39 protein-coding genes are annotated in these 20,158 nt (G+C 55.3%); 38 read left to right on the forward strand and 1 reads right to left on the reverse strand.

All coding sequences use genetic code 11. From position 1 onward, the window contains the following. From BR83_RS16815 to rpsI, 38 genes are all read left to right on the forward strand, one after another. The coding region (locus BR83_RS16815; protein ID WP_407637339.1) for an EF-Tu C-terminal domain-related protein at positions 1-104 on the forward strand (104 nt) is incomplete at its 5' end. Between the two features lie 111 nt (positions 105-215). Continuing rightward, positions 216-524: a 30S ribosomal protein S10 gene (gene rpsJ / locus BR83_RS0113315; protein ID WP_013824064.1), complete on the forward strand. Its 309-nt coding sequence runs from the start codon at positions 216-218 to the stop codon at positions 522-524. A 15-nt stretch (positions 525-539) separates the two neighbouring features. Next, positions 540-1,169: a 50S ribosomal protein L3 gene (gene rplC / locus BR83_RS0113320; protein WP_027357476.1), complete on the forward strand. Its 630-nt coding sequence runs from the start codon at positions 540-542 to the stop codon at positions 1,167-1,169. A 29-nt stretch (positions 1,170-1,198) separates the two neighbouring features. Next, positions 1,199-1,825: a 50S ribosomal protein L4 gene (gene rplD, locus BR83_RS0113325; protein ID WP_027357477.1), complete on the forward strand. Its 627-nt coding sequence runs from the start codon at positions 1,199-1,201 to the stop codon at positions 1,823-1,825. Next, positions 1,822-2,109: a 50S ribosomal protein L23 gene (rplW, locus tag BR83_RS0113330; protein WP_027357478.1), complete on the forward strand. Its 288-nt coding sequence runs from the start codon at positions 1,822-1,824 to the stop codon at positions 2,107-2,109. Before rplD ends, rplW begins: the two co-directional genes overlap by 4 nt. A 55-nt stretch (positions 2,110-2,164) precedes the next feature. Next, complete coding sequence (rplB, locus tag BR83_RS0113335; protein WP_027357479.1) at positions 2,165-2,989, forward strand: 50S ribosomal protein L2; 825 nt, start codon at positions 2,165-2,167, stop codon at positions 2,987-2,989. A 42-nt stretch (positions 2,990-3,031) separates the two neighbouring features. Beyond that, a complete protein-coding gene (rpsS, locus tag BR83_RS0113340; RefSeq protein ID WP_027357480.1) occupies positions 3,032-3,316 on the forward strand; it encodes a 30S ribosomal protein S19 in 285 nt (94 codons plus the stop codon). A gap of 21 nt (positions 3,317-3,337) precedes the next feature. Next, on the forward strand, positions 3,338-3,676 hold the full coding sequence (gene rplV / locus BR83_RS0113345; RefSeq protein WP_027357481.1) for a 50S ribosomal protein L22: 339 nt from the start codon (positions 3,338-3,340) through the stop codon (positions 3,674-3,676). Positions 3,677-3,688: 12 nt separating this feature from the next. Continuing rightward, positions 3,689-4,378 carry a 30S ribosomal protein S3 gene (gene rpsC, locus BR83_RS0113350; RefSeq protein ID WP_027357482.1) on the forward strand — a complete coding sequence of 230 codons (690 nt, stop codon included), beginning with the start codon at positions 3,689-3,691 and terminating at the stop codon, positions 4,376-4,378. Beyond that, a complete protein-coding gene (gene rplP, locus BR83_RS0113355) occupies positions 4,356-4,784 on the forward strand; it encodes a 50S ribosomal protein L16 (protein ID WP_027357483.1) in 429 nt (142 codons plus the stop codon). The genes rpsC and rplP overlap by 23 nt, the downstream gene beginning before the upstream one ends. Continuing rightward, the gene (gene rpmC, locus BR83_RS0113360; protein WP_027357484.1) at positions 4,774-4,977 is read left to right on the forward strand and encodes a 50S ribosomal protein L29; all 204 of its coding nucleotides are present in this window, start codon (positions 4,774-4,776) and stop codon (positions 4,975-4,977) included. Before rplP ends, rpmC begins: the two co-directional genes overlap by 11 nt. A 21-nt stretch (positions 4,978-4,998) precedes the next feature. After that, entirely contained in the window at positions 4,999-5,262 is a 264-nt protein-coding gene (rpsQ, locus tag BR83_RS0113365) for a 30S ribosomal protein S17 (RefSeq protein WP_027357485.1), read from the forward strand. 44 nt (positions 5,263-5,306) lie between these two features. After that, positions 5,307-5,675 carry a 50S ribosomal protein L14 gene (rplN, locus tag BR83_RS0113370; RefSeq protein WP_027357486.1) on the forward strand — a complete coding sequence of 123 codons (369 nt, stop codon included), beginning with the start codon at positions 5,307-5,309 and terminating at the stop codon, positions 5,673-5,675. A gap of 25 nt (positions 5,676-5,700) precedes the next feature. After that, positions 5,701-6,021, forward strand: coding sequence for a 50S ribosomal protein L24 (gene rplX / locus BR83_RS0113375; protein WP_027357487.1), 321 nt, complete (start codon positions 5,701-5,703; stop codon positions 6,019-6,021). A 17-nt stretch (positions 6,022-6,038) separates the two neighbouring features. After that, positions 6,039-6,581 carry a 50S ribosomal protein L5 gene (gene rplE / locus BR83_RS0113380; RefSeq protein ID WP_027357488.1) on the forward strand — a complete coding sequence of 181 codons (543 nt, stop codon included), beginning with the start codon at positions 6,039-6,041 and terminating at the stop codon, positions 6,579-6,581. A 53-nt stretch (positions 6,582-6,634) separates the two neighbouring features. Next, entirely contained in the window at positions 6,635-6,820 is a 186-nt protein-coding gene (locus tag BR83_RS0113385) for a type Z 30S ribosomal protein S14 (RefSeq protein ID WP_013824050.1), read from the forward strand. Positions 6,821-6,839: 19 nt separating this feature from the next. Continuing rightward, the gene (rpsH, locus tag BR83_RS0113390) at positions 6,840-7,238 is read left to right on the forward strand and encodes a 30S ribosomal protein S8 (protein WP_027357489.1); all 399 of its coding nucleotides are present in this window, start codon (positions 6,840-6,842) and stop codon (positions 7,236-7,238) included. A 15-nt stretch (positions 7,239-7,253) separates the two neighbouring features. Further along, positions 7,254-7,805 carry a 50S ribosomal protein L6 gene (gene rplF / locus BR83_RS0113395; RefSeq protein WP_027357490.1) on the forward strand — a complete coding sequence of 184 codons (552 nt, stop codon included), beginning with the start codon at positions 7,254-7,256 and terminating at the stop codon, positions 7,803-7,805. A gap of 15 nt (positions 7,806-7,820) precedes the next feature. Then, complete coding sequence (rplR, locus tag BR83_RS0113400; protein WP_027357491.1) at positions 7,821-8,189, forward strand: 50S ribosomal protein L18; 369 nt, start codon at positions 7,821-7,823, stop codon at positions 8,187-8,189. Between the two features lie 19 nt (positions 8,190-8,208). Next, entirely contained in the window at positions 8,209-8,712 is a 504-nt protein-coding gene (gene rpsE, locus BR83_RS0113405; protein ID WP_027357492.1) for a 30S ribosomal protein S5, read from the forward strand. Between the two features lie 12 nt (positions 8,713-8,724). Beyond that, positions 8,725-8,904, forward strand: a complete 180-nt coding sequence (gene rpmD, locus BR83_RS0113410) for a 50S ribosomal protein L30 (RefSeq protein WP_027357493.1) — start codon at positions 8,725-8,727, stop codon at positions 8,902-8,904. A gap of 48 nt (positions 8,905-8,952) precedes the next feature. Continuing rightward, on the forward strand, positions 8,953-9,396 hold the full coding sequence (rplO, locus tag BR83_RS0113415; protein WP_027357494.1) for a 50S ribosomal protein L15: 444 nt from the start codon (positions 8,953-8,955) through the stop codon (positions 9,394-9,396). 2 nt (positions 9,397-9,398) lie between these two features. Continuing rightward, positions 9,399-10,664: a preprotein translocase subunit SecY gene (secY, locus tag BR83_RS0113420; protein ID WP_027357495.1), complete on the forward strand. Its 1,266-nt coding sequence runs from the start codon at positions 9,399-9,401 to the stop codon at positions 10,662-10,664. A 15-nt stretch (positions 10,665-10,679) separates the two neighbouring features. Next, positions 10,680-11,426: a type I methionyl aminopeptidase gene (map, locus tag BR83_RS0113425; RefSeq protein ID WP_027357496.1), complete on the forward strand. Its 747-nt coding sequence runs from the start codon at positions 10,680-10,682 to the stop codon at positions 11,424-11,426. Positions 11,427-11,441: 15 nt separating this feature from the next. Beyond that, positions 11,442-11,798 (forward strand): KOW domain-containing RNA-binding protein, encoded by a 357-nt coding sequence (locus BR83_RS0113430; RefSeq protein ID WP_027357497.1) that lies wholly within the window; start codon positions 11,442-11,444, stop codon positions 11,796-11,798. Between the two features lie 5 nt (positions 11,799-11,803). Further along, positions 11,804-12,028 carry a translation initiation factor IF-1 gene (infA, locus tag BR83_RS0113435; RefSeq protein WP_027357498.1) on the forward strand — a complete coding sequence of 75 codons (225 nt, stop codon included), beginning with the start codon at positions 11,804-11,806 and terminating at the stop codon, positions 12,026-12,028. 30 nt (positions 12,029-12,058) lie between these two features. Next, a complete protein-coding gene (rpmJ, locus tag BR83_RS0113440; RefSeq protein ID WP_013824039.1) occupies positions 12,059-12,172 on the forward strand; it encodes a 50S ribosomal protein L36 in 114 nt (37 codons plus the stop codon). 19 nt (positions 12,173-12,191) lie between these two features. Further along, on the forward strand, positions 12,192-12,563 hold the full coding sequence (gene rpsM / locus BR83_RS0113445) for a 30S ribosomal protein S13 (protein WP_027357499.1): 372 nt from the start codon (positions 12,192-12,194) through the stop codon (positions 12,561-12,563). Positions 12,564-12,578: 15 nt separating this feature from the next. Next, a complete protein-coding gene (rpsK, locus tag BR83_RS0113450; RefSeq protein WP_027357500.1) occupies positions 12,579-12,968 on the forward strand; it encodes a 30S ribosomal protein S11 in 390 nt (129 codons plus the stop codon). A gap of 19 nt (positions 12,969-12,987) precedes the next feature. Then, complete coding sequence (gene rpsD, locus BR83_RS0113455; protein WP_027357501.1) at positions 12,988-13,614, forward strand: 30S ribosomal protein S4; 627 nt, start codon at positions 12,988-12,990, stop codon at positions 13,612-13,614. 48 nt (positions 13,615-13,662) lie between these two features. Beyond that, positions 13,663-14,610 carry a DNA-directed RNA polymerase subunit alpha gene (locus tag BR83_RS0113460; RefSeq protein WP_027357502.1) on the forward strand — a complete coding sequence of 316 codons (948 nt, stop codon included), beginning with the start codon at positions 13,663-13,665 and terminating at the stop codon, positions 14,608-14,610. Between the two features lie 14 nt (positions 14,611-14,624). Continuing rightward, positions 14,625-14,963 (forward strand): 50S ribosomal protein L17, encoded by a 339-nt coding sequence (rplQ, locus tag BR83_RS0113465; protein ID WP_027357503.1) that lies wholly within the window; start codon positions 14,625-14,627, stop codon positions 14,961-14,963. Continuing rightward, positions 14,956-15,822: an energy-coupling factor transporter ATPase gene (locus BR83_RS0113470; RefSeq protein ID WP_027357504.1), complete on the forward strand. Its 867-nt coding sequence runs from the start codon at positions 14,956-14,958 to the stop codon at positions 15,820-15,822. The genes rplQ and BR83_RS0113470 overlap by 8 nt, the downstream gene beginning before the upstream one ends. A 78-nt stretch (positions 15,823-15,900) precedes the next feature. Then, entirely contained in the window at positions 15,901-16,743 is an 843-nt protein-coding gene (locus tag BR83_RS0113475) for an energy-coupling factor transporter ATPase (RefSeq protein ID WP_027357505.1), read from the forward strand. A 6-nt stretch (positions 16,744-16,749) separates the two neighbouring features. Then, entirely contained in the window at positions 16,750-17,550 is an 801-nt protein-coding gene (locus BR83_RS0113480; protein WP_027357506.1) for an energy-coupling factor transporter transmembrane component T family protein, read from the forward strand. Between the two features lie 2 nt (positions 17,551-17,552). Beyond that, entirely contained in the window at positions 17,553-18,299 is a 747-nt protein-coding gene (gene truA / locus BR83_RS0113485) for a tRNA pseudouridine(38-40) synthase TruA (RefSeq protein WP_027357507.1), read from the forward strand. Between the two features lie 261 nt (positions 18,300-18,560). Then, the gene (rplM, locus tag BR83_RS0113490) at positions 18,561-19,001 is read left to right on the forward strand and encodes a 50S ribosomal protein L13 (protein ID WP_027357508.1); all 441 of its coding nucleotides are present in this window, start codon (positions 18,561-18,563) and stop codon (positions 18,999-19,001) included. A gap of 21 nt (positions 19,002-19,022) precedes the next feature. Next, the gene (gene rpsI / locus BR83_RS0113495) at positions 19,023-19,415 is read left to right on the forward strand and encodes a 30S ribosomal protein S9 (protein WP_027357509.1); all 393 of its coding nucleotides are present in this window, start codon (positions 19,023-19,025) and stop codon (positions 19,413-19,415) included. Positions 19,416-19,574: 159 nt separating this feature from the next. On the opposite strand, the gene BR83_RS17345 is transcribed toward rpsI, so the two are convergent. After that, a complete protein-coding gene (locus tag BR83_RS17345; RefSeq protein ID WP_169736942.1) occupies positions 19,575-19,742 on the reverse strand; it encodes a hypothetical protein in 168 nt (55 codons plus the stop codon). Positions 19,743-20,158 lie beyond the last annotated feature (416 nt).

Genomic DNA, 20,158 nt, shown 5'->3' on the forward strand with positions numbered 1-20,158 from the left:
TCAAGCTGATTACCCCCATTGCCATTGAAGAAGGGCTGCGCTTTGCCATCCGGGAAGGCGGCCGCACCGTCGGAGCCGGCGTGGTCACCCAGATTATTGAGTAGCCGGCCAGAGGAGAAGTGGGAAGTGGAAAGTGGGGCCAGTAATGGAAATAACCCACATCCCACTTCTCATATTTACGAATACCCCTGCCGGGTTTGAAAGGAGGTAAACCCTTGAAAAAGCAGAAAATACGCATCCGGCTGAAAGCCTACGATCATCACATGCTGGATCAGTCGGCCCAGAAGATTGTGGAAACCGCCCGGCGCACCGGTGCCCAAGTGGCTGGCCCCATTCCTCTGCCTACGGAGAAAAATATATACACCATCTTGCGTTCACCCCATGTTAACAAGGATTCGCGGGAACAGTTTGAGATAAGGACGCATAAACGCCTGATCGATATTTTGGAGCCCACACCCAAGACCGTGGATGCCTTGATGCGCCTGGATCTGCCTGCCGGGGTGGACATTGAGATCAAGCTTTAGGAGGTGCTAAGGACCATGCCCAAAGGCATCCTCGGCCGTAAGGTCGGCATGACCCAGATTTTCAATGATGCCGGGCAGGCTATTCCCGTAACGGTGATTGAAGCAGGCCCCTGTGTGGTGGTACAGAAAAAGACGCCCGAACGGGATGGATACAGCGCAATCCAGCTGGGTTTTGGCGAAAAACCCGAGCGCCTGGTGAACAAACCGCTGAAAGGACATTTTGCAAAAGCCGGCGTACGGCCCCTGCGTTATCTGCGGGAGATACGGGTGGAAAATGTGGATGATTATCAGGTGGGGCAGGAAATTAAAGCAGATGTTTTTGCTCCCGGTGAAAGGGTGGATGTGGTTGGAACATCCCGGGGACGTGGCTTTGCAGGTGGCATTAAACGTCACGGCTTTCACCGCGGCCCCATGGCCCACGGTTCCAAATATCACCGCCGTCCCGGCTCCCTGGGTGCTAAAGGGCCGGCCCGGGTTTTCAAGGGGAGAAAGCTACCCGGACATTACGGTGTGGAACGGGTTACAGTGCAGAACCTGGAGGTAGTGCGGGTGGACCCGGAAAGAAACCTGCTGGCCATTAAAGGTTCTGTCCCTGGCCCCCGCGGGGGACTACTGCTGGTCAAGGAGACCGTTAAGGCCCGCTAGCAACCTGGACCGGAAGGAGGAAAGCGCTTATGCCTACAGTTGCCGTTTATAATACCAACGGGGAACAGGTGGGTGAAATCCACCTGCAGGATGAGGTCTTCGGCGTCCCCGTGCATATGTCCGTACTGCATGATGCCGTGGTCTGGCAGCTGGCCGGCCGCCGCCGGGGGACTCATGATACCAAGACCCGTGGGGAAGTGCGGGGAGGCGGACGCAAGCCCTGGCGCCAGAAAGGTACAGGACGGGCCCGGCACGGCAGTATTCGGTCCCCACTCTGGCGGAAGGGCGGTATAGTTTTTGGTCCCCACCCGCGGGATTACAGCTATCGACTGCCCCGTAAAATTCGCCGCCTGGCGATGAAATCCGCCCTGTCGGCGAAAGTACAGGACGGTAAAATTGTGGTACTGGAAGACTTGAAACTGGAGCAGCCCCGTACCAAGGATATGATACGTATTCTGGGAAATCTCAAGGTAAATGATAAGGCCCTGGTGGTTACTGCTGACCGCGAAGAAAACGTGTTCAAGTCTGCCCGGAATATCCCGGGTGTCAAGCCCATGGCCGCAGACAGCTTGAACGTGTATGACCTGCTGGCCCATAACACACTGGTCATAACCAGGGACGCAGTGACCAGGGTCCAGGAGGTGCTGGCCCGGTGAAAAACCCCCGGGATATCCTGAAAAGGCCGGTAATTACGGAGAAAAGCATGTCGTTGCTGGCCGACAACAAGTATACTTTCATTGTGGATCCCCGTGCTAACAAAGTGGAAATAAAAAAAGCAGTGGAAGAACTGTTTAAAGTAAAAGTGGAAAAAGTAAATACCATGAGGGTTAAGGGAAAAACAAGGCGGGTGCGGAATGTAGTTGGGCGCCGCCCCGAGGTAAAGAAAGCCATCGTCACCCTGCGGAAAGGGGATAAAATCGAGCTTTTTGAGGGCGTATAAAACTTCCCTCCCCCGGCTTGGGTGCACAGGCTAATTCTGGAAGGAGGGAAATCACTTGGGTATTAAAAAGTTCAAGCCGACATCTCCCGGGCGGCGTTTTGTGACCGTATCGACCTTCGATGAAATAACCAAAACCGAGCCGGAAAAATCCCTGCTGGCGCCGTTGAAGAAAAAAGCAGGCCGCAACTTCCAGGGCAGGATTACCGTAAGACACCGGGGTGGCGGTCACAAGCGCATGTACCGGATCATTGACTTTAAGCGGGATAAGGACGGTATTCCAGCCAAAGTGGCCAGCATTGAGTACGACCCCAACCGTTCAGCAAGGATTGCCCTGCTTCATTATGCCGACGGGGAAAAACGCTATATCCTGGCTCCCCTGGGTCTGGAAGTGGGCATGACGGTTGTGTCTGGCCCCGATGCCGACATCAAGGTGGGTAACGCCCTGCCCCTGCGGAACATCCCTGTTGGTACGCTGGTGCATAACCTGGAGCTTTATCCGGGTGGTGGGGGGCAGCTGGTGCGTTCAGCGGGTGCGGCAGCTCAGGTAATGGCCAAGGAAGGAAAATATGCCCATATTCGTATGCCTTCAGGAGAGATGCGCCTGCTTCTCCTGGACTGCCGGGCCACCATTGGCCAGGTGGGTAACGTGGAGCATGAAAATATTACCATTGGCAAAGCCGGCCGTTCGCGCTGGTTGGGTATCAGGCCAACTGTACGGGGTGTAGTTATGAACCCGGTGGATCACCCCCACGGCGGCGGCGAGGGCCGTTCCCCCATCGGCCGCAACCCGGTTACCCCTTGGGGTAAGCCAGCCCTGGGTGCCCGCACGCGCAGGAAGAAACCCAGCGATCGCCTGATTATCAAGAGAAGGGCAAAATAATTGGGTTGTCCGGGTAGCAGCCGGAAGGAGGTAGGTTAAACAATGGGACGCTCGCTGAAAAAAGGTCCTTACTGTGATCCGAAACTGTTAAAGAAAATTGAAGAAATGAATGCTAAAGGGGAAAAACGGGTAATCAAGACCTGGTCCCGCCGGTCAACCATTTTCCCGCAAATGATTGGGCATACCATTGCCGTTCACGACGGCCGGAAACACGTTCCTATATATATTACCGAAGATATGGTGGGGCACAAGCTGGGCGAGTTTGCCCCCACCCGTGTGTTCCGGGGCCACGGTGCCCATACGGAGAGGTCAACGGCCCTGAAGTAATCCACTTGAGGAGGGTTTGGCATGGAAGCCAGAGCAGTGGCCAGGTACGTGCGTATTTCACCCCGCAAGGTGCGCCAGGTGGTGGATCTTATTCGGGGGAAAGATGTACGGGAAGCGCTGGCCATCCTGAGGTTTACACCAAAAAGGGCTGCGGTTCCGGTGGCCAAGGTAATTAAGTCGGCTGCGGCCAACGCCGAACATAACTACGATATGAATCCGGATAATCTCTATATTGCAGCGGCCTACGTGGACCAGGGTCCCACCTGGAAGCGGTATCAGCCCCGGGCTTATGGCCGGGCAGACCTGCTGCGCAGGCGCACCAGCCACATTACCGTGATCGTTAAGGAAAAGGATAAGTAAAGGAGGAGTAGCGTGGGCCAGAAGGTACATCCGAAGGGATTGCGTCTCGGTATTATTAAGGACTGGGATGCCAAGTGGTTTGCCGATAAAAAGAATTTTGCCAGCCTCCTTTTAGAAGATGTAAAGATTCGCAGGTATATTAAAGAAAAGCTTTATGCTGCCGGTATCTCCCGCATTGTTATCGAGAGGGCGGCCAACCGCATCCGGATCAGTATTTATACGGCCAAGCCGGGTATTGTCATTGGCCGGGGTGGTGCGGAAGTAGAAAACCTGCGCCGGGAACTGGAAAAAATGACGGGCAAGCAGGTACATGTGAACATCGTGGAAATTAAAGTGCCAGAACTGGACGCCCAGCTGGTGGCAGAAAACGTGGCTGCCCAGATTGAAAAACGGGTTGCCTTCCGGCGGGCCATGAAGCAGGCCGTATCCCGGGCCATGAAAATGGGGGCCAAGGGGATCAAAGTTTCCGTCAGCGGCCGCCTGGCCGGGGCAGAAATTGCCCGGACCGAGTGGTATAGCGAGGGTAAGGTACCCCTGCATACCCTGCGTGCCGATATCGACTACGGGTTTGCCGAAGCGGATACGACATACGGTAAGATCGGTGTGAAAGTATGGATCTATAAGGGAGAGGTGCTGCCCGAGACCAGGGCTGCGGCCGGTCAAGGAGGGGAGAAGGCTTATGCTCATGCCCAAGAGGGTTAAATACCGCAAGCAGCACCGGGTGAGGAACCTTAGCGGCAGGGCCAAAGGAGGCACGGAGGTGCACTTTGGTGAATACGGGTTGATGGCCCTGGAGCCGGCCTGGATCACCAGCCGCCAGATTGAGGCTGCCCGTATTGCCATGACCCGCCATATTCGCCGGGGTGGTAAGGTCTGGATCAGGATTTTCCCCGACCGGCCGGTAACTGCCAAGCCTGCCGAAACACGGATGGGCAGTGGTAAAGGTGCTCCTGAGTACTGGATGGCGGTGGTTAAACCCGGGCGGATATTGTTTGAAGTGGCCGGTGTGGACGAGGAGGTGGCCCGGGAAGCCATGCGCCTGGCCTCTCACAAGCTGCCCATTAAAACAAAGTTTGTCAAGCGTGGGAGTGAGGCAAATGAAGGCTAAAGACTTGCGGGAGTTATCCGATGAGGAGCTGGTTAAAAAGCTGGATGATTCCAAGGATGAGCTTTTCAGGCTGCGGTTTCAACTGGCTACCAACCAGCTGGATAACCCCATGAAAATAAGGGAAGTGCGCCGGAATATTGCCCGTCTGAAAACTGTACTCCGTGAGCGCCAGTTGGGAATCCGGCGGGCTTAACAAAGGGGGAGAGTCTGAGAAGTGGAAGGACGTAAGCAGCGCAAGGTACGTACGGGCCGCGTGGTCAGCGACAAAATGGATAAAACCGTTGTGGTGGCGGTAGAAACCCTGGTAAGGCATCCATTGTACCAGCGTACCATTCGCAGAACCAAGAAGTTTAAAGCCCATGATGAAGAAAATGCCTGCCGCGTTGGGGATAAGGTACGGATTATGGAAACCAGACCTCTTTCGAAGGAAAAACGCTGGCGGGTGGTTGAAATCCTGGAGCGGGCTGAGCGGATATAGCAAGTCCTGTGCAGTGAACCCTTACTGAAGGGAGGTTGACAGCGATGATCCAGGTACAAACGATGCTCAATGTTGCTGACAACACCGGTGCCCGCCGCCTGATGTGCATTCGTGTTCTGGGTGGCAGCATGCGCCGGTATGCCAGCCTGGGGGATGAAATTATCTGTTCCGTTAAAGAAGCTACGCCCGGAGGCGTTGTTAAGAAGGGTGATGTGGTGCGGGCAGTAGTTGTCCGGACCAACAAAGAGGTGCGTCGTCCCGATGGCACATACATTAAGTTTGATGAGAATGCGGCGGTAATCATCAGGGATGACAAAAGCCCCCGGGGTACGCGTATATTTGGGCCGGTGGCCCGGGAGCTACGGGAACGGGACTTCATGAAGATTATTTCCCTGGCGCCGGAGGTAATTTAAACGGGGAAACTGGAGGTAGGTCAGGATGCCCAAGTTACATGTGCGTAAGGGTGATACGGTACTGGTACTGACCGGCAAATATGCAGGCAAGAGAGGCAAAGTGCTGGAAGCACAGCCGGCGAAAGGGCGGGTAATTGTGGAGGGTGTAAATATCGTCAAACGCCACACCCGGCCCAATCCTCGTATGCCCCAGGGCGGTATCGTGGAAAAGGAAGCACCCATCCATGCATCCAACGTTATGCTGGTTTGTAATAAGTGCAATAATCCTACCCGCATAGCCAAAAAGTTTTTGGAAGATGGCAGAAAAGTAAGGGTATGCAAGAAGTGCGGGGAAGAACTAGGCTAAGAGGCAGGTGAAAAATAATGCCGCGGCTGAAAGACAAGTACAAAAATGAAGTGGTCAAAGCAATGATGCAAAAATTCGGCTATAAAAATCCCATGCAGGTACCCAGGCTGGAGAAAGTGGTTATTAACATGGGTGTGGGCGAGGCCGCCCATAACAGCAAGGCCATGGATGCGGCGGTCAGCGATCTGGCTGCTATTTCAGGGCAGCGTCCGGTAATTACCCGGGCCAAGAAGTCCATCGCTGCTTTTAAGATACGGCAGGGGATGACCGTGGGTTGCAAGGTAACCCTGCGGGGGGATCGCATGTATGAATTCATTGATAAACTTTTCAATGTGGCCCTTCCCCGGGTGCGTGACTTTCGTGGGGTTTCACCCAGGTCCTTTGATGGCCGGGGTAATTACAGCCTGGGTCTCCGGGAGCAGTTGATCTTCCCCGAAATCGAATATGACAAGATCGATAAGGTGCGGGGAATGGATATTATCTTTGTGACCACAGCCAAAACCGACGAGGAAGCCAGGGAGCTCTTGCGCCTGCTGGGCATGCCCTTTGCAGCCGCCTGAGCGGAACGGCAAAATAATTTAGGTTATAAACGTAAATACGAGGGGGGACTCGAGTGGCCAAAAAGTCAATGATTGCCAAAGCAATGCGCGAGCCCAAATTCAAGGTACGCCAGCACAATCGCTGTAAGCTTTGCGGCCGTCCCCGGGCTTATATGCGCAAGTTCGGCATCTGCCGCATCTGTTTCCGGGTTCTTGCTTACCGCGGTGAGATCCCCGGTGTTCGAAAGGCCAGCTGGTAGTGAGGGAGGGGGTATTGTCATGGTTATGACCGACCCGATCGCGGACTTTTTAACCCGCATTCGCAATGCCAATACAGTTTATCTGGATAAAGTGGAGGCCCCTGCTTCCCGCTTGAAGAAGGCCATTGCTGAAATCCTCAAGGAAGAGGGTCTGATTAAGGATTATGAAATCATCGACGACGGCAAGCAGGGCATCATTCGCGTATATTTGAAATATGGTCCTGATAAAAAGCGGGTGATTACCGGGTTAAAACGGATATCCAGGCCGGGGCTCCGGGTTTATGCCCGCAAGGATTCCATCCCCAAGGTGCTGGGTGGTCTGGGTATTGCCATCCTGTCCACCTCCAAGGGCATTATGACCGATAAAAAGGCCCGGAAGCTGGGAGTAGGCGGCGAAGTAATCTGCTACGTGTGGTAGGAGGAGGAATGGCTTATGTCCAGGATTGGCAGAAAACCCATTGCCCTGCCCCAGGGTGTTGAAGTACAGATAGATGGCAATACCGTGCGTGTCAAGGGACCAAAGGGCCAGCTGGAACGCGAATTTCACCGGGATATGCGTATCCGCCTGGATGAGGAGGGCCGCCTGGTGGTGGAAAGGCCCTCGGATGAAAAACTTCACCGGTCCCTGCACGGCTTAACCCGCACACTGCTGGCCAATATGGTGGAAGGTGTAACAAAGGGGTTTGCAAAAAACCTGGAACTGGTTGGCGTGGGTTACCGGGCCACCAAACAGGGCAATAAGCTGGTGCTGTCGGTGGGATACTCCCATCCGGTAGAAATTGTCCCTCCACCGGGGCTGGAGATAGAAGTTCCCGCACCAAACAAGATTGTAGTCAAGGGAATGGATAAGGAAAAGGTTGGAGCACTGGCAGCTGTAATCCGCAGTGTGCGGGAACCTGAACCCTATAAAGGCAAGGGCATAAAGTATGAAAATGAGCAGATCCGGCGCAAGGCCGGTAAGGCTGGCGGTAAAGGCAAGAAGTAGGGAGGCTTGGTTGCGTTGATTAAGAAACCGGACCGCAAATTGTTGCGGGCTAAAAGGCATCTGCGTGTGCGCAAAAAAATTTCCGGCACCGCCGAGCGCCCCAGGTTGAACGTGTTCCGGAGCTTGAAGCATATCTATGCCCAGATTATTGATGATGACCGGGGAGTCACTCTGGTCAGCGCTTCAACACTTTCACCCGAGTTAAGGGGACAGCTGAAATCCGGATCCAATAAAGAGGCGGCAGCTGCTGTGGGCCGGCTGGTAGCGCAAAAAGCCCTGGAGCGCGGGATTAAAAAAGTGGTCTTTGACCGTGGCGGTTATATCTATCATGGCCGGGTGAAGGCCCTGGCCGAAGCTGCCCGGGAAGCCGGACTGGAATTCTAGGTCAGAGGGAGGGAAACGGGTGACCAGGACTGACGCCAACAGCAAGACGGATCTTATCGAAAAGGTAGTATCCATAAACCGCGTGGCCAAAGTGGTCAAAGGAGGGCGGCGCTTTAGCTTCTCGGCCCTGGTGGTGGTTGGCGACGGCAATGGCCGGGTAGGAGCGGGGCACGGCAAGGCCGGTGAAGTACCCGAGGCCATTCGCAAGGGCATTGAGGATGCCAAGAAAAATATGATCCAGGTGCCTCTTTCCGGAACCACTATCCCCCATGAGGTAATTGGCGAATTTGGTGCCGGAAAGGTACTTTTAAAACCTGCTGCCCCCGGTACCGGTGTGATTGCCGGCGGGCCTGTGCGTGCTATCCTGGAGTGCGCGGGTGTACGCGATATCCTTACCAAATCTCTCGGTTCCAATAACGCCAACAACATGGTTCATGCAACCATGGTGGCGCTGAAGAGCCTGAAGACCCCGGAAGAGGTGGCCCGCCTGCGGGGTAAATCAGTGGAAGAGTTACTGGGCTAAGGGGGTAAAGACATGGCCAAATTGAAGATTACCCTGATCAGGAGTCTTATCGGTCGCCCTGAAGATCAGCGCGTGACCGTGCGTACCCTGGGCTTGCGGAAATTGCATAGCTCGGTAATTCAGGAAGACACACCCCAGATCCGGGGAATGATTAATAAAGTATCCCACCTGGTCAAGGTCGAAGAGATTTAAAGCAGGCGAGTGGAGCCTGCGACAGCTAGCAATGGAGGTGTAACTGTGATTCAACTGCATGACCTGCGACCCAACCCGGGAGCACGCACCAAACCAACCCGTAAGGGCCAGGGTATTGGTTCCGGGTTAGGGAAAACGGCCGGCCGGGGGCACAAGGGACAAAAGGCTCGCTCCGGCGGCGGAGTAAGGCCCGGCTTTGAAGGCGGCCAGATGCCCTTGCAGCGGCGCATACCCAAACGGGGCTTTACCAACGCCCGCTTCAAGAAAGAAATTGTGGCCGTAAATATTGATGCTTTAAACCGTTTTGAAGATGGAGCAGTGGTAACGCCGGAAACCCTTTTGGCGGAACGGGTAATTAAAAAGCTGGGCGACGGGGTAAAAATCCTGGGTGATGGAAAGCTGGAAAAGGCGCTTACCGTACGGGCTCACGCCTTCAGTAAATCGGCGGTGGAGAAGATTAAAGCTGCCGGCGGCAAAGCTGAGGTGATCTAGGGGTGCTGGATACCCTCAGAAGCGCCGTCAGGATCGATGAACTGCGCTCCAAGCTTCTCTTTACCCTGGCCATGCTCTTTGTGTTCCGTATCGGTGCCCATATCCCCGTGCCCGGGGTTAATACCGAGGTTTTTGCCAAGCTGCTGGAAGCAGGTGCCCTTTTTGGCTTCTTTGATGTGATTTCCGGAGGGGCTTTTAAAAATTTCTCCATTTTTGCCATGAGCATAACCCCCTATATTAATGCTTCTATTATAATGCAGCTTCTCACGGTGGTTATACCGGCACTGGAACGGCTGGCCAAGGAAGGAGAAGAGGGGCGGAAAAAAATTGTCCAGTACACCCGCTATCTCACCGTAGTGCTGGCCTTTATCCAGGCCATCGGTATCAGTTTTGCCCTGCGCAATGAGCATGTGCTGGTTAACCCCACCATTGGCAATTATCTCCTGGTGGCCCTGACTTTGACCGCCGGCACGGCCTTCCTGATGTGGATTGGGGAGCAGATTACCGAAAAAGGCATTGGTAACGGTATTTCGCTCTTGATCTTTGCCGGGATTGTCTCCCGTGTTCCCGCCGGTGCGGTCAGGCTGGTGGAGTACCTGCAGGCAGGGACCATCAATATCCTGAACCTGCTCCTGCTCCTGGTTATCGGAGTGCTGGTAATTGCCGCTATTGTGGCTGTTAATGAAGGGCAGCGGCGGATTCCGGTACAGTACGCCAAGCGCGTGGTGGGCCGGAGGGTGTACGGGGGGCAGTCCACTCACCTGCCATTAAAGGTAAATCAGGCCGGCGTCATCCCGGTAATCTTTGCCTCTTCCATTTTGATCTTTCCGGAGCAGCTGGCCACCTGGTTTCAAAATACCTGGTTTGGCAACTGGTACCTGGACTTTTTTGCCTGGGGCACCCCCCTGCATACCATTATTTATGCCCTGCTGGTAATCGGGTTTACCTATTTCTATACGGCGGTAATCATGAACCCGGTGGATATTGCCGATAACATTAAAAAATACGGTGGGTTTATTCCGGGCATTCGACCCGGCCGCCCCACGGCAGAGTATATCAGCCGGGTTATGAGCCGGGTTACCCTGGCCGGGGCCGTCTTCCTGGCACTGATTGCCATTCTGCCGAACTTTGTTTTACTGGCTACCCGTATTCCCCAGATTTACTTTGGCGGTACTGCCCTGCTGATTGTGGTCGGGGTGGCCCTGGATACCATGAAACAGGTAGAATCCCACATGCTGATGCGCAGCTACCAGGGGTTTATCAGGTAGGGAGATGACCTGTTAATGATTACGATCAAATCGCAGCGGGAACTGCGCTACATGCGCGATGCCGGCCGTGTGGTGGCGGGTGTCCTGGGCGAGCTCTCCCGGGCTATTAAACCGGGGGTGACCACCGCGGAGCTGGACCGCCTGGCCGAGGACTTTATTCTGGCCCGTGGTGCCAGGCCTGCTTTTAAAGGACTGTATGGTTTTCCGGCCAGCATCTGCACGTCGGTCAACGAGCAGGTGGTACACGGCATCCCCGGTTTAAGAAAGCTGGAAAGTGGAGATATTATCAGTATTGACGTTGGGGCGGAAATAAATGGATATTACGGGGACGGTGCGGCCACCTTCCCGGTGGGTGAAGTTTCACCAGAAGCCAAAAAACTGATGGCCGTGACCGAGGAAGCGCTATATGAAGGGATTCGCTTTGCCCGGCAGGGTAACCGGCTTTCGGATATATCCCATGCCGTACAGAGCTACGTGGAGAAGCACGGTTTCTCAGTAGTGCGGGAATACGTTGGTCATGGTATTGGCCGGAGCATGCATGAAGAGCCGCAGGTGCCAAATTTTGGTAAGCCGGGGCGGGGTCCCAGGTTAAAGGCGGGAATGACTTTAGCCATTGAACCGATGGTCAATGCGGGCACCCATGAGGTGCGTACCCTTGGGGATAACTGGACGGTGGTAACCAGGGATTCCAGTCTGTCGGCCCATTTCGAGCACACCGTTGCCATAACCGACGGTGAGCCGGAGATCCTTACCCGGTTGTAGCTGGAGGTGGTCCCGGTGAGGGATTATTTTACCCCGGGCCGGCTGGTAAGCTCCACTGCCGGCCGGGATTACGGGAAGTTTTACCTCATTCTCGACCGTGTCAGCGAGACCAGGGTGCGCCTGGTCAACGGGACGGACCGCAGGGTAAACGGGCCGAAGCTGAAGAATATAAAGCATTTAAAAGTTTACCCCCTGGTAGCCGGCGATATTGCCCACAAGGTGAGCACCGGTCAGCGGGTTACTGATCTGGATGTCCGCAGGGCGCTTAAAGAGTTGCTTGAGGCTTACGGGCAGGTAACGCCGGCGCAGGGCAAGCCATCGGGAGACGAGCTGGAGCTATCCCAAGACAGCTCCGGAAAGGAGGTTGGCTAAAGCCCATGTCCAGGCAGGAAAAGGATGTTATTGAAATTGAGGGCACTGTAATTGAGCCACTTCCCAATGCCATGTTTCGTGTTGAATTGCAGAACGGTCATAAAGTTTTAGCCCATGTTTCCGGTAAAATCCGCATGAATTTTATCCGCATTTTACCGGGGGATCGGGTGCTGGTAGAGCTGTCACCGTATGATTTAAACCGGGGCCGGATTGTTTACCGCTATAAATAAGTTCGGGTCCGGGCAAAGGAGGTCTTAATGATGAAAGTACGCCCGTCGGTAAAACCCATTTGTGAAAAGTGCAAGGTTATCCGCCGGCATGGCAAGGTAATGGTAATCTGCGAAAATCCCAAGCACAAGCAAAAACAAGGTTGATGGAGGTGTATATTCACGCATGGCTCGTATAGCAGGGGTTGACCTGCCCCGGGATAAGCGGGTGGAGATCGCCCTGACCTATATTTACGGCATCGGCAGGCCGACATCCAAAAAAATACTGGCCCAGACCGGGATTAATCCCGATACCCGGGTTCGCAACCTTACCGAAGATGAAGTTAACCGTTTAAGGGACGTAATTGAGAAAAATTACCGGGTGGAGGGTGAACTCCGCCGGGAAGTAGCCATGAACATCAAGCGGCTTATAGAAATTGGCTGCTACCGTGGTTTGCGTCACCGCCGTGGCCTCCCGGTAAGGGGACAGCGCACAAAGACCAACGCCCGGACGCGTAAGGGCCCGCGGAAAACTGTGGGTGTGCGGAGGAAGAAATAAGGGGGTAAAGGTTTAATGGCCAGAAGAGCAGCACGCACTAAAAGGCGGGAGCGCAAGAACATTGAACATGGGGTGGCTCATATTCGCTCTACCTTTAATAATACCATTGTGACCATTACCGATACGCGGGGTAACGCCATTTCCTGGGCCAGCGCTGGAACTGTAGGTTTCAAAGGCTCCCGGAAGAGCACGCCTTTTGCCGCTCAGATGGCTGCCGAGGCGGCAGCTAAGGAAGCCATGGAGCACGGGATGAAGACGGTGGAAGTAATGGTTAAGGGCCCCGGGGCAGGGCGGGAAGCAGCTATTCGTTCCCTGCAGGCAGCGGGGCTGGAAGTGAGCTTGATTAAAGACGTCACACCTATTCCTCATAACGGATGCCGGCCACCAAAGCGCCGGAGAGTATAAGGAGGTATCAAGGAGTTAGATGGCCAGATACACAGGTCCGCAATGCCGGCTGTGCCGCCGGGAAGGTATTAAGCTCTACCTGAAGGGGGACCGCTGCTATACGAGCAAGTGCGCCATTGAACGGCGGCCCTATGCACCGGGCGCTCACGGGCAGGCACGCCGAAAAATCAGCGAATACGGTATGCAGTTGCGGGAAAAGCAGAAAGCCCGCCGGATCTACGGGGTGCTGGAAACGCAATTCCGCAATTATTTCGAGCGAGCTGAGCGCCAGCCGGGAATTACGGGGGAAAACCTGCTCCGCTTGCTGGAGAGGCGGCTGGACAATGTGGTCTACCGCCTGGGACTGGCCACATCCCGCATGGAGGCCAGGCAGCTGGTGCGCCACGGCCACTTTACCGTCAACGGCCGCCGGGTTAATATCCCGTCTTACCTGGTGCGGGTTGGCGATGTCATAGCTGTACGGGAAAAGAGCAAGGAATCTCCGCGGATTAAAGAATTAATGGAGCGGGCAGCAGACCGGACACCCCCGCCCTGGCTGGAATATGACGAGAATCAGGTTCAAGGACGAGTGGTAGCCCTCCCAACCAGGGACCAGATAGATACTCCCGTGCAGGAACACCTGATTGTGGAGCTGTACTCCAAGTAGTGGTCCGGGTAGACTTTTGCCGGAACCGGCACTTGAGGGGGTTGCCGTATGCTGGAAATTGAGAAGCCTAAAATTGAGTGCGTGGAAAGCAGTCCCGATAATACTTATGCCAAGTTTGTGGTGGAACCCCTGGAGAGGGGATACGGGATTACCCTGGGGAATTCCCTGCGCAGAATCCTGCTCTCCTCTCTTCCCGGGGCGGCAGTCACTTCCGTAAAAATCGAAGGTGTGCTGCACGAGTTCTCCACCATTCCCGGTGTGCGGGAAGATGTAACCGATATTATTCTCAATTTAAAAAACCTGTGCTTGAAGTTGCACACCGATGAAGAAAAAATCCTGCGGATTGAGGCCAGTGGGGAGGGGGAGGTTAAAGCCGGCGATATTATACACGACCAGGATGTGGAGATTTTAAATCCCGACCTCCACATTGCTACCCTCGCTCCCAACGGCCGCCTGTTTATGGAGATTACCGTGGCCAAAGGACGTGGTTACGTCCCGGCGGAAAGAAACAAAAAGGGAGATCATGTCATCGGGGTTATACCCGTTGACTCCGTGTTTACGCCGGTGCGTAAGGTTAATTATACGGTGGAAAACACCCGCGTGGGACAGCGTACGGACTATGACAAGCTGACCCTGGAAGTGTGGACCGATGGCAGTATCAGACCTGATGAAGCTACCAGCCTTTCGGCCAAAATTCTGGGTGAACACCTGCGCCTGTTTATCGGCCTGACCGAGACGGTAAAAGACGTTGAGATAATGGTGGAAAAGGAAGAGGAAAAGAAGAACAAGATCCTGGAAATGACCATTGAAGAGCTGGATCTTTCCGTCCGCTCCTACAACTGCCTGAAGCGGGCAGGAATCAATACCGTTGAGGAACTTATTCAGCGCAACGAAGAGGAAATGATGAAAGTACGTAACCTGGGTAAGAAATCTCTGGAAGAAGTAATCAACAAGCTGAGTGAGCTGGGCCTGTCCCTGCGCAAAAGCGACGAATAAGGGGGGAGATAAATATGGCGTACCGCAAGCTGGGGCGTAATACCGGTCACCGCCGGGCCATGCTCAGGAATCTGGTTACGTCCCTTTTCCGCGATAACCGCATTCAGACCACCGAACCCCGGGCAAAAGAAGTAAAAAGCATTGCCGATAAAATGGTAACCCTGGCCAAGAGGGGAGATCTGGCTGCCCGGCGCCAGGCTCTGGCCTACATCTACGATGAGCGGGTTGTGCGCAAGCTCTTTAACGATGTGGCCCCCAGGTATGCCGACCGGCCGGGCGGCTACACCCGCATTATTAAAGTGGGCTACCGCCGGGGCGATGCTGCACCAATGGTGATTCTGGAGCTTGTGTAAAATTTCCATCCAGGGATTAACTCATATCTATAATTACGGGCAGCCGGGGGAAAGGGTCGCCCTGCAGGAAATAAACGGTGAGATTAGCCAGGGTGAGTTGCTGGCCATTATTGGCCCCAACGGTTCGGGTAAATCTACCCTGGCCCGCCACATTAATGCCCTGCTTTTGCCGACCTGCGGGACCGTTACGGTAGACGGGCTGACTACGGCCGATCCGGCCAGCAGGTGGGAGATCCGCCGCCGGGTGGGGATGGTTTTGCAGAACCCGGATAATCAGCTGGTGGCATCGGTGGTGGAGGAAGAGGTGGCCTTTGGCCCTGAAAATCTGGGTTTGCCTCCGGATGAAGTGCGGCAGCGGGTTGACCGGGCCCTGTCCGTGGCCGGTCTTGTGGAGCAGCGGCTGCGTCCCCCCCATTTGCTGTCGGGGGGTCAGAAGCAGCGGCTGGCCATTGCCGGGGCCCTGGCCATGAAACCATCCTGCCTGGTTCTGGATGAACCCACCGCCATGCTGGATCCAGCCGGCAGGCGGGAGGTTATGCAAACGCTCCTGAATTTAAACCGGCAGGACGGCCTGACTGTAGTTCTGGTTACTCATTTTATGGAAGAAGCAGTTCTTGCGGACAGGATATGGGTTTTATCCGGCGGTCGTCTGGTAATGGACGGTACACCGGCGCAGGTTTTCCGTTGCCGGGAAGCACTGCAAAAAATCGGGCTTGCCCTTCCCGGCCCGGCAGAACTGGCCTGGCGCCTGCGCAACTGCGGGTGGCCCATTCCTGATGGTATTTATCGGCTGGAGGAACTGGTCACCTGCCTGGTTGATCTGTTGACCCGGAACAGGTCCGGCGGCGGGTTAAGTTAACAGAAGGCTATGAGCCGGGATTAAGTTAACAGACGTCTGTGGAGCCGGGAAAAAATGAAAATGGATGGGGGCAGAGCAATGATCCTGGTGGAACACCTGACCCATATTTATGCCCCCGGTACTCCCCTTGCTCTAACGTCCCTGGAGGACGTTTCCCTCCACATAGAGGAAGGGGAATTTGTCGTTCTGGCCGGTGCTACCGGTTCAGGCAAGTCGACACTGGTCCAGCATTTTAACGGCCTGCTTTTGCCCACTGCCGGGCGGGTACTGGTGGGCGGCCGGGACACCCGGGATAAAAAAGTGCGCCGGGATTTATGGCGAACAGTGGGCCTTCTTTTTCAAAACCCGGAACAGCAGCTGTTTGAGGAGAGCGTATTTGCCGAGGTGGCCTTTGCCTGCCGCAACCTGGGCCTGGATGAAAAAACCGTCGAAGTTCGGGTCTGCCGGGCCCTTGAAATGGTGGGTCTGGAGCCGGACCGCTACCGGGCGTTGTCTCCATTTGCCCTGAGCCGGGGGCAGCAGCGGCTGGTTGCCCTGGCCGGCTTGCTGGCCTATCAACCTCCGGTGCTGGTTCTTGACGAGCCCACCTCGGGCCTGGACCCGGCTGCCAGGGAGCAGATCTGGCAGCTGCTCAAAAAATTGCAGCAGGCCGGGCATACAGTTGTGGTGATCACGCACCACATGGAGGATGCTGCCCGCTTTGCCGGGCGGGTGGTGGTGCTTCACCGGGGGAAAATATACCGCCAGGGAACGCCGCGCCAGGTCTTCAGCGACCCCGGGGGCCTGCGGGCGGTGGGGCTGGATGTTCCCATGCCCTGTGAGTTAATGTATTGCCTGCAGCAAAAAGGTCTGCCCGTTAAGAGCGGTATTATAACCCTCGATGAGGCTGAATTAGAGCTGAAGAACCTGGCCATGGGGTGAGAGAAGATGCAGGGTAATATTACGCTGGGATTTTATGTTCCCGGGCAGTCCTTTATCCATCGCCTGGACCCCCGGACCAAAATCCTGGCCTGCCTGGCAATAACCATGGCTGTACTGTTCTGCAATCACCCGGCAGGCTTTGCCGCGTTGAGCCTGGTCACCCTGCTGGCCCTGGGCCTGGCCCGGGTAACGCCGCAATTGCTGCTGGGTATCCTGCGCCCTTTTGGGATTTTCCTGGTTCTGGCCCTCCTGTTGCAGCTTCTTTTTACACCCGGTCGTCCCCTGATGATGCTGGGGCCTCTACAGCTGACCCGGGAAGGGGTGCATTTCGGGTTTCAGCTCCTGTGGCGCCTGGTCCTGCTCATAATTTCAGGCTCGCTTTTAACCCTGACCACCTCTCCCTTGATGATTACCGCTGCCATGGAGGACCTTTTGAAACCCTTCCGGAGAGTGGGTGTGCCTGTTTTTGAACTGGCCATGATGATGAGCATTGCCCTGCGTTTTGTGCCCACGCTCCTGGAAGAGGCGCAGCAGATTATCAGGGCACAGCAGTCCCGGGGGGCGGCCTTTACCAGGGGGGGACTGGTACAGCGCGTGCAGGGTCTGGTAACTCTGCTGGTACCCCTGTTTGCCAGTGCTTTTCGCCGGGCGGATGAACTGGCCACAGCCATGGAGATTCGTTGCTACCGGGCGGGGGCAAACCGGACGCGAATGCACCAGCTTCGCTTCCACTGCCGGGATTATGCCGTGCTGGCCGGAACAGGGGTACTGTTCCTGATTGTTCTGGTCATGCGCTGGTGGGGATAACCTTGCGCAACATAAAGCTGACCATTGCCTACGACGGGACAAATTACCACGGGTTCCAGGAACAGCGGGGTACGGGACTGTTAACAGTTCAGGAAGTTTTGGAAAAATGCCTGTACCGCCTGGCTGGCAGGGAAATAAGGGTAACTGGTGCCGGGCGCACCGATGCGGGGGTTCATGCCCGGGGGCAGGTGGTTAATTTTAACGCCTGCGGGTGGAACATACCCACGGAGCGTATTGTCCTGGCCTTAAACGGCATGTTGCCGGCGGATATAGCTGCCTTAAAGGCTGAAGACGTAGAGCCGCAGTTTCATGCCCGTTTTTCAGCCCTGGCCAAGACCTACCGCTACACCATTTACAACAGTCGCATCCCCTCTCCTTTCTGGCGCCTGTACAGCTATTTCGTGCCCCGCCCCCTGGACGTGGAGGCCATGGCCAGGGCAGCCAAAAAGCTGGAAGGAACGCATGATTTTGCTGCCTTTCAAGCGGCGGGCTCGCCGGTTAAGAATACTGTGCGCACGTTATATTCTGTGGATGTCTGTCGGGAAGGAGAAGAGCTGATTCACTTAATCTTTCGCGGTAATGGTTTCCTGTATAACATGGTGCGGATCATGGTGGGTACGCTGGTGGAAGTGGGGCTGGGCAAGCGAGAGCCCGATGACATACCGGATATTCTGGCCTCCCGGGACCGTACCCGGGCCGGTCCTACCGCACCGCCCGGGGGATTGTGCCTGGAACGCGTGGAGTACTGAATTACATCGCGTTCTTGACACTGGCATACCGGGTTATTAAAATACAATTATGTGGAATTTTGTCCCCGTTCTGCATGAGCCCCGGGAACGGGGGCAAAATGAGGCGAGGAATATCTTCCTGCTGTTTCCATATACAGGTGACCTACCGATGAAGTCTCCCCGCTCACTGTCCATATAAAATGGTGGACAAATCCAGCGGAAAGGAGCGGAAACCTGGTCAGGGGAGGCTGTTACCACACCGGCGAAACCAGGTGAGCGAAAATGAATAAGTTAAATAAAACTTATATGGCCAAGCCAGGTGAAATAGAGCGCAAGTGGTATATTCTCGATGCCACGGATAAGCCCCTGGGGAGGCTGGCTGCTGAAGCTGCCCGCATTTTAAGGGGCAAGCATCGCCCCCAGTTTACTCCCCATGTGGATACGGGTGATCATGTCATCATAATAAATGCGGAAAAGGTTGTTTTAACCGGCAACAAGCTCAAGCAGAAAAAATACATCCGCCATTCCGGTTATCCGGGCGGCTTAAAGGTGACTGCATACAGCGAGCTCCTGGCCAAGCGCCCCGAACTGGCCGTGCGCAAGGCCATTGAGGGTATGCTGCCCCATAACAGGCTTGGCGCCAAAATGGCCAGGAAGTTGCGGGTTTACCGGGGCGAAAATCACCCCCACCAGGCTCAAAAACCGGAAGTTTGGTCCATGTAAACGAGGGGAAGGAGGGCAATAATGACGGTTATAAAGTTTTACGGTACCGGACGGCGGAAAAACGCTGTAGCCCGGGTTTACCTTGTCCCCGGTGAAGGTCGGATAATCATCAATGACCGGCCGGTGGAAGTATATCTGGGACGGAAGACCCTGGAGGTACTGGTAAGGCAGCCCCTGGAACTGACGGGTACGGAGGGCCGCTTTGATGTGCTGGCCCGGGTTAAGGGCGGCGGCATCAGCGGCCAGGCCGGTGCAGTGAGGCATGGTATTGCCCGGGCGCTGGTCAAGGCTGACCCCAACCTGCGCCCGGTATTGAAAAAAGCCGGTTTTCTCACCCGGGATCCACGGATGAAGGAGAGAAGGAAGTACGGCTTGAAAAAGGCCCGCCGGGCGCCGCAATACTCCAAGCGTTAATGGCTGTTTTGAAGTTGAGCTGGTAAAGGAAGGGCAGGTACCCTTCCTTTTCTTATTTATTTTATTATCTTTCAGTAAGTACGGCCGGATGAGGTGCTCTCATTGCCTCTTGCACTGCGGATGTCGCCGCATCCCTGCCATAACGGCTTACTATATGCATTATTTTTTGGGCCGGAAGCGGGCGAAGAGGGCCGATAGCAGCACGGCTGTACCCACGCCCAGGGCCATACCGGCACTGTCATTCAGTCCCAGGGTTACCGACCAGTAATAATACACCCCCACTGCTGCGGTCACGGTCAGCATCATGGGCAAAAAACTCCTGCTCATTTAGAAAACCTCCCGGTATAACCTGTCCCCTCCAGCATAGCAGGAAAAAGAGCCACCGGCAAGTAAAAAGGCCCTTTTGAAAAGGGCCGCAGGTTGTCGACAAAGTGCCCCCGGGGTGTGCCCTGGTTTTACTCGTCGCTCCCGGTCGTTTCGCTTGCCGGGCCTTAAGGCCCCGGCTCCGGTCTTCGGCGGGTACCGGCCACATTCACACCTCCTGTGTTCAGGTGGCCTCCGCGGACATCCTGTCCGCGGCCCCGCCTCATCCCGTCGCCTCGGCCTGGCCCGGCAGCGCTCACTCCAGGTCGCTCCTGCTGTAAAACCAGGGCACATGGAGAGTTTGTCAACACTCTGAGGCCCTTTTAAAAGGGCCGGGAATTGTTATAAGGGACCCGTTCAGGCCGTAGCCTGATCAATGA

This window comes from Desulfofundulus thermocisternus DSM 10259 (assembly GCF_000686645.1).
Lineage (GTDB): Bacteria > Bacillota > Desulfotomaculia > Desulfotomaculales > Desulfovirgulaceae > Desulfofundulus > Desulfofundulus australicus.

Bases quoted from the DNA above. Each gene is read 5' to 3' on its own strand.
- BR83_RS0113480 (WP_027357506.1), top strand. From the start codon at position 16,750: ATGCAGGGTAATATTACGCTGGGATTTTATGTTCCCGGGCAGTCCTTT.
- rpsD (WP_027357501.1), top strand. From the start codon at position 12,988: ATGGCCAGATACACAGGTCCGCAATGCCGGCTGTGCCGCCGGGAAGGT.
- rplX (WP_027357487.1), top strand. From the start codon at position 5,701: ATGCCCAAGTTACATGTGCGTAAGGGTGATACGGTACTGGTACTGACC.
- BR83_RS0113475 (WP_027357505.1), top strand. From the start codon at position 15,901: ATGATCCTGGTGGAACACCTGACCCATATTTATGCCCCCGGTACTCCC.
- rpsH (WP_027357489.1), top strand. From the start codon at position 6,840: ATGGTTATGACCGACCCGATCGCGGACTTTTTAACCCGCATTCGCAAT.
- rpmC (WP_027357484.1), top strand. From the start codon at position 4,774: ATGAAGGCTAAAGACTTGCGGGAGTTATCCGATGAGGAGCTGGTTAAA.
- rplE (WP_027357488.1), top strand. From the start codon at position 6,039: ATGCCGCGGCTGAAAGACAAGTACAAAAATGAAGTGGTCAAAGCAATG.
- rplP (WP_027357483.1), top strand. From the start codon at position 4,356: ATGCTCATGCCCAAGAGGGTTAAATACCGCAAGCAGCACCGGGTGAGG.
- map (WP_027357496.1), top strand. From the start codon at position 10,680: ATGATTACGATCAAATCGCAGCGGGAACTGCGCTACATGCGCGATGCC.
- rplF (WP_027357490.1), top strand. From the start codon at position 7,254: ATGTCCAGGATTGGCAGAAAACCCATTGCCCTGCCCCAGGGTGTTGAA.
- rplD (WP_027357477.1), top strand. From the start codon at position 1,199: ATGCCTACAGTTGCCGTTTATAATACCAACGGGGAACAGGTGGGTGAA.
- rpsK (WP_027357500.1), top strand. From the start codon at position 12,579: ATGGCCAGAAGAGCAGCACGCACTAAAAGGCGGGAGCGCAAGAACATT.
- rpmD (WP_027357493.1), top strand. From the start codon at position 8,725: ATGGCCAAATTGAAGATTACCCTGATCAGGAGTCTTATCGGTCGCCCT.
- rplC (WP_027357476.1), top strand. From the start codon at position 540: ATGCCCAAAGGCATCCTCGGCCGTAAGGTCGGCATGACCCAGATTTTC.
- rpmJ (WP_013824039.1), top strand. From the start codon at position 12,059: ATGAAAGTACGCCCGTCGGTAAAACCCATTTGTGAAAAGTGCAAGGTT.
- rplM (WP_027357508.1), top strand. From the start codon at position 18,561: ATGAATAAGTTAAATAAAACTTATATGGCCAAGCCAGGTGAAATAGAG.
- rplV (WP_027357481.1), top strand. From the start codon at position 3,338: ATGGAAGCCAGAGCAGTGGCCAGGTACGTGCGTATTTCACCCCGCAAG.
- rpsS (WP_027357480.1), top strand. From the start codon at position 3,032: ATGGGACGCTCGCTGAAAAAAGGTCCTTACTGTGATCCGAAACTGTTA.
- infA (WP_027357498.1), top strand. From the start codon at position 11,804: ATGTCCAGGCAGGAAAAGGATGTTATTGAAATTGAGGGCACTGTAATT.
- rplQ (WP_027357503.1), top strand. From the start codon at position 14,625: ATGGCGTACCGCAAGCTGGGGCGTAATACCGGTCACCGCCGGGCCATG.
- rpsM (WP_027357499.1), top strand. From the start codon at position 12,192: ATGGCTCGTATAGCAGGGGTTGACCTGCCCCGGGATAAGCGGGTGGAG.
- rplN (WP_027357486.1), top strand. From the start codon at position 5,307: ATGATCCAGGTACAAACGATGCTCAATGTTGCTGACAACACCGGTGCC.
- BR83_RS17345 (WP_169736942.1), bottom strand. From the start codon at position 19,742: ATGAGCAGGAGTTTTTTGCCCATGATGCTGACCGTGACCGCAGCAGTG.
- rpsI (WP_027357509.1), top strand. From the start codon at position 19,023: ATGACGGTTATAAAGTTTTACGGTACCGGACGGCGGAAAAACGCTGTA.
- BR83_RS0113460 (WP_027357502.1), top strand. From the start codon at position 13,663: ATGCTGGAAATTGAGAAGCCTAAAATTGAGTGCGTGGAAAGCAGTCCC.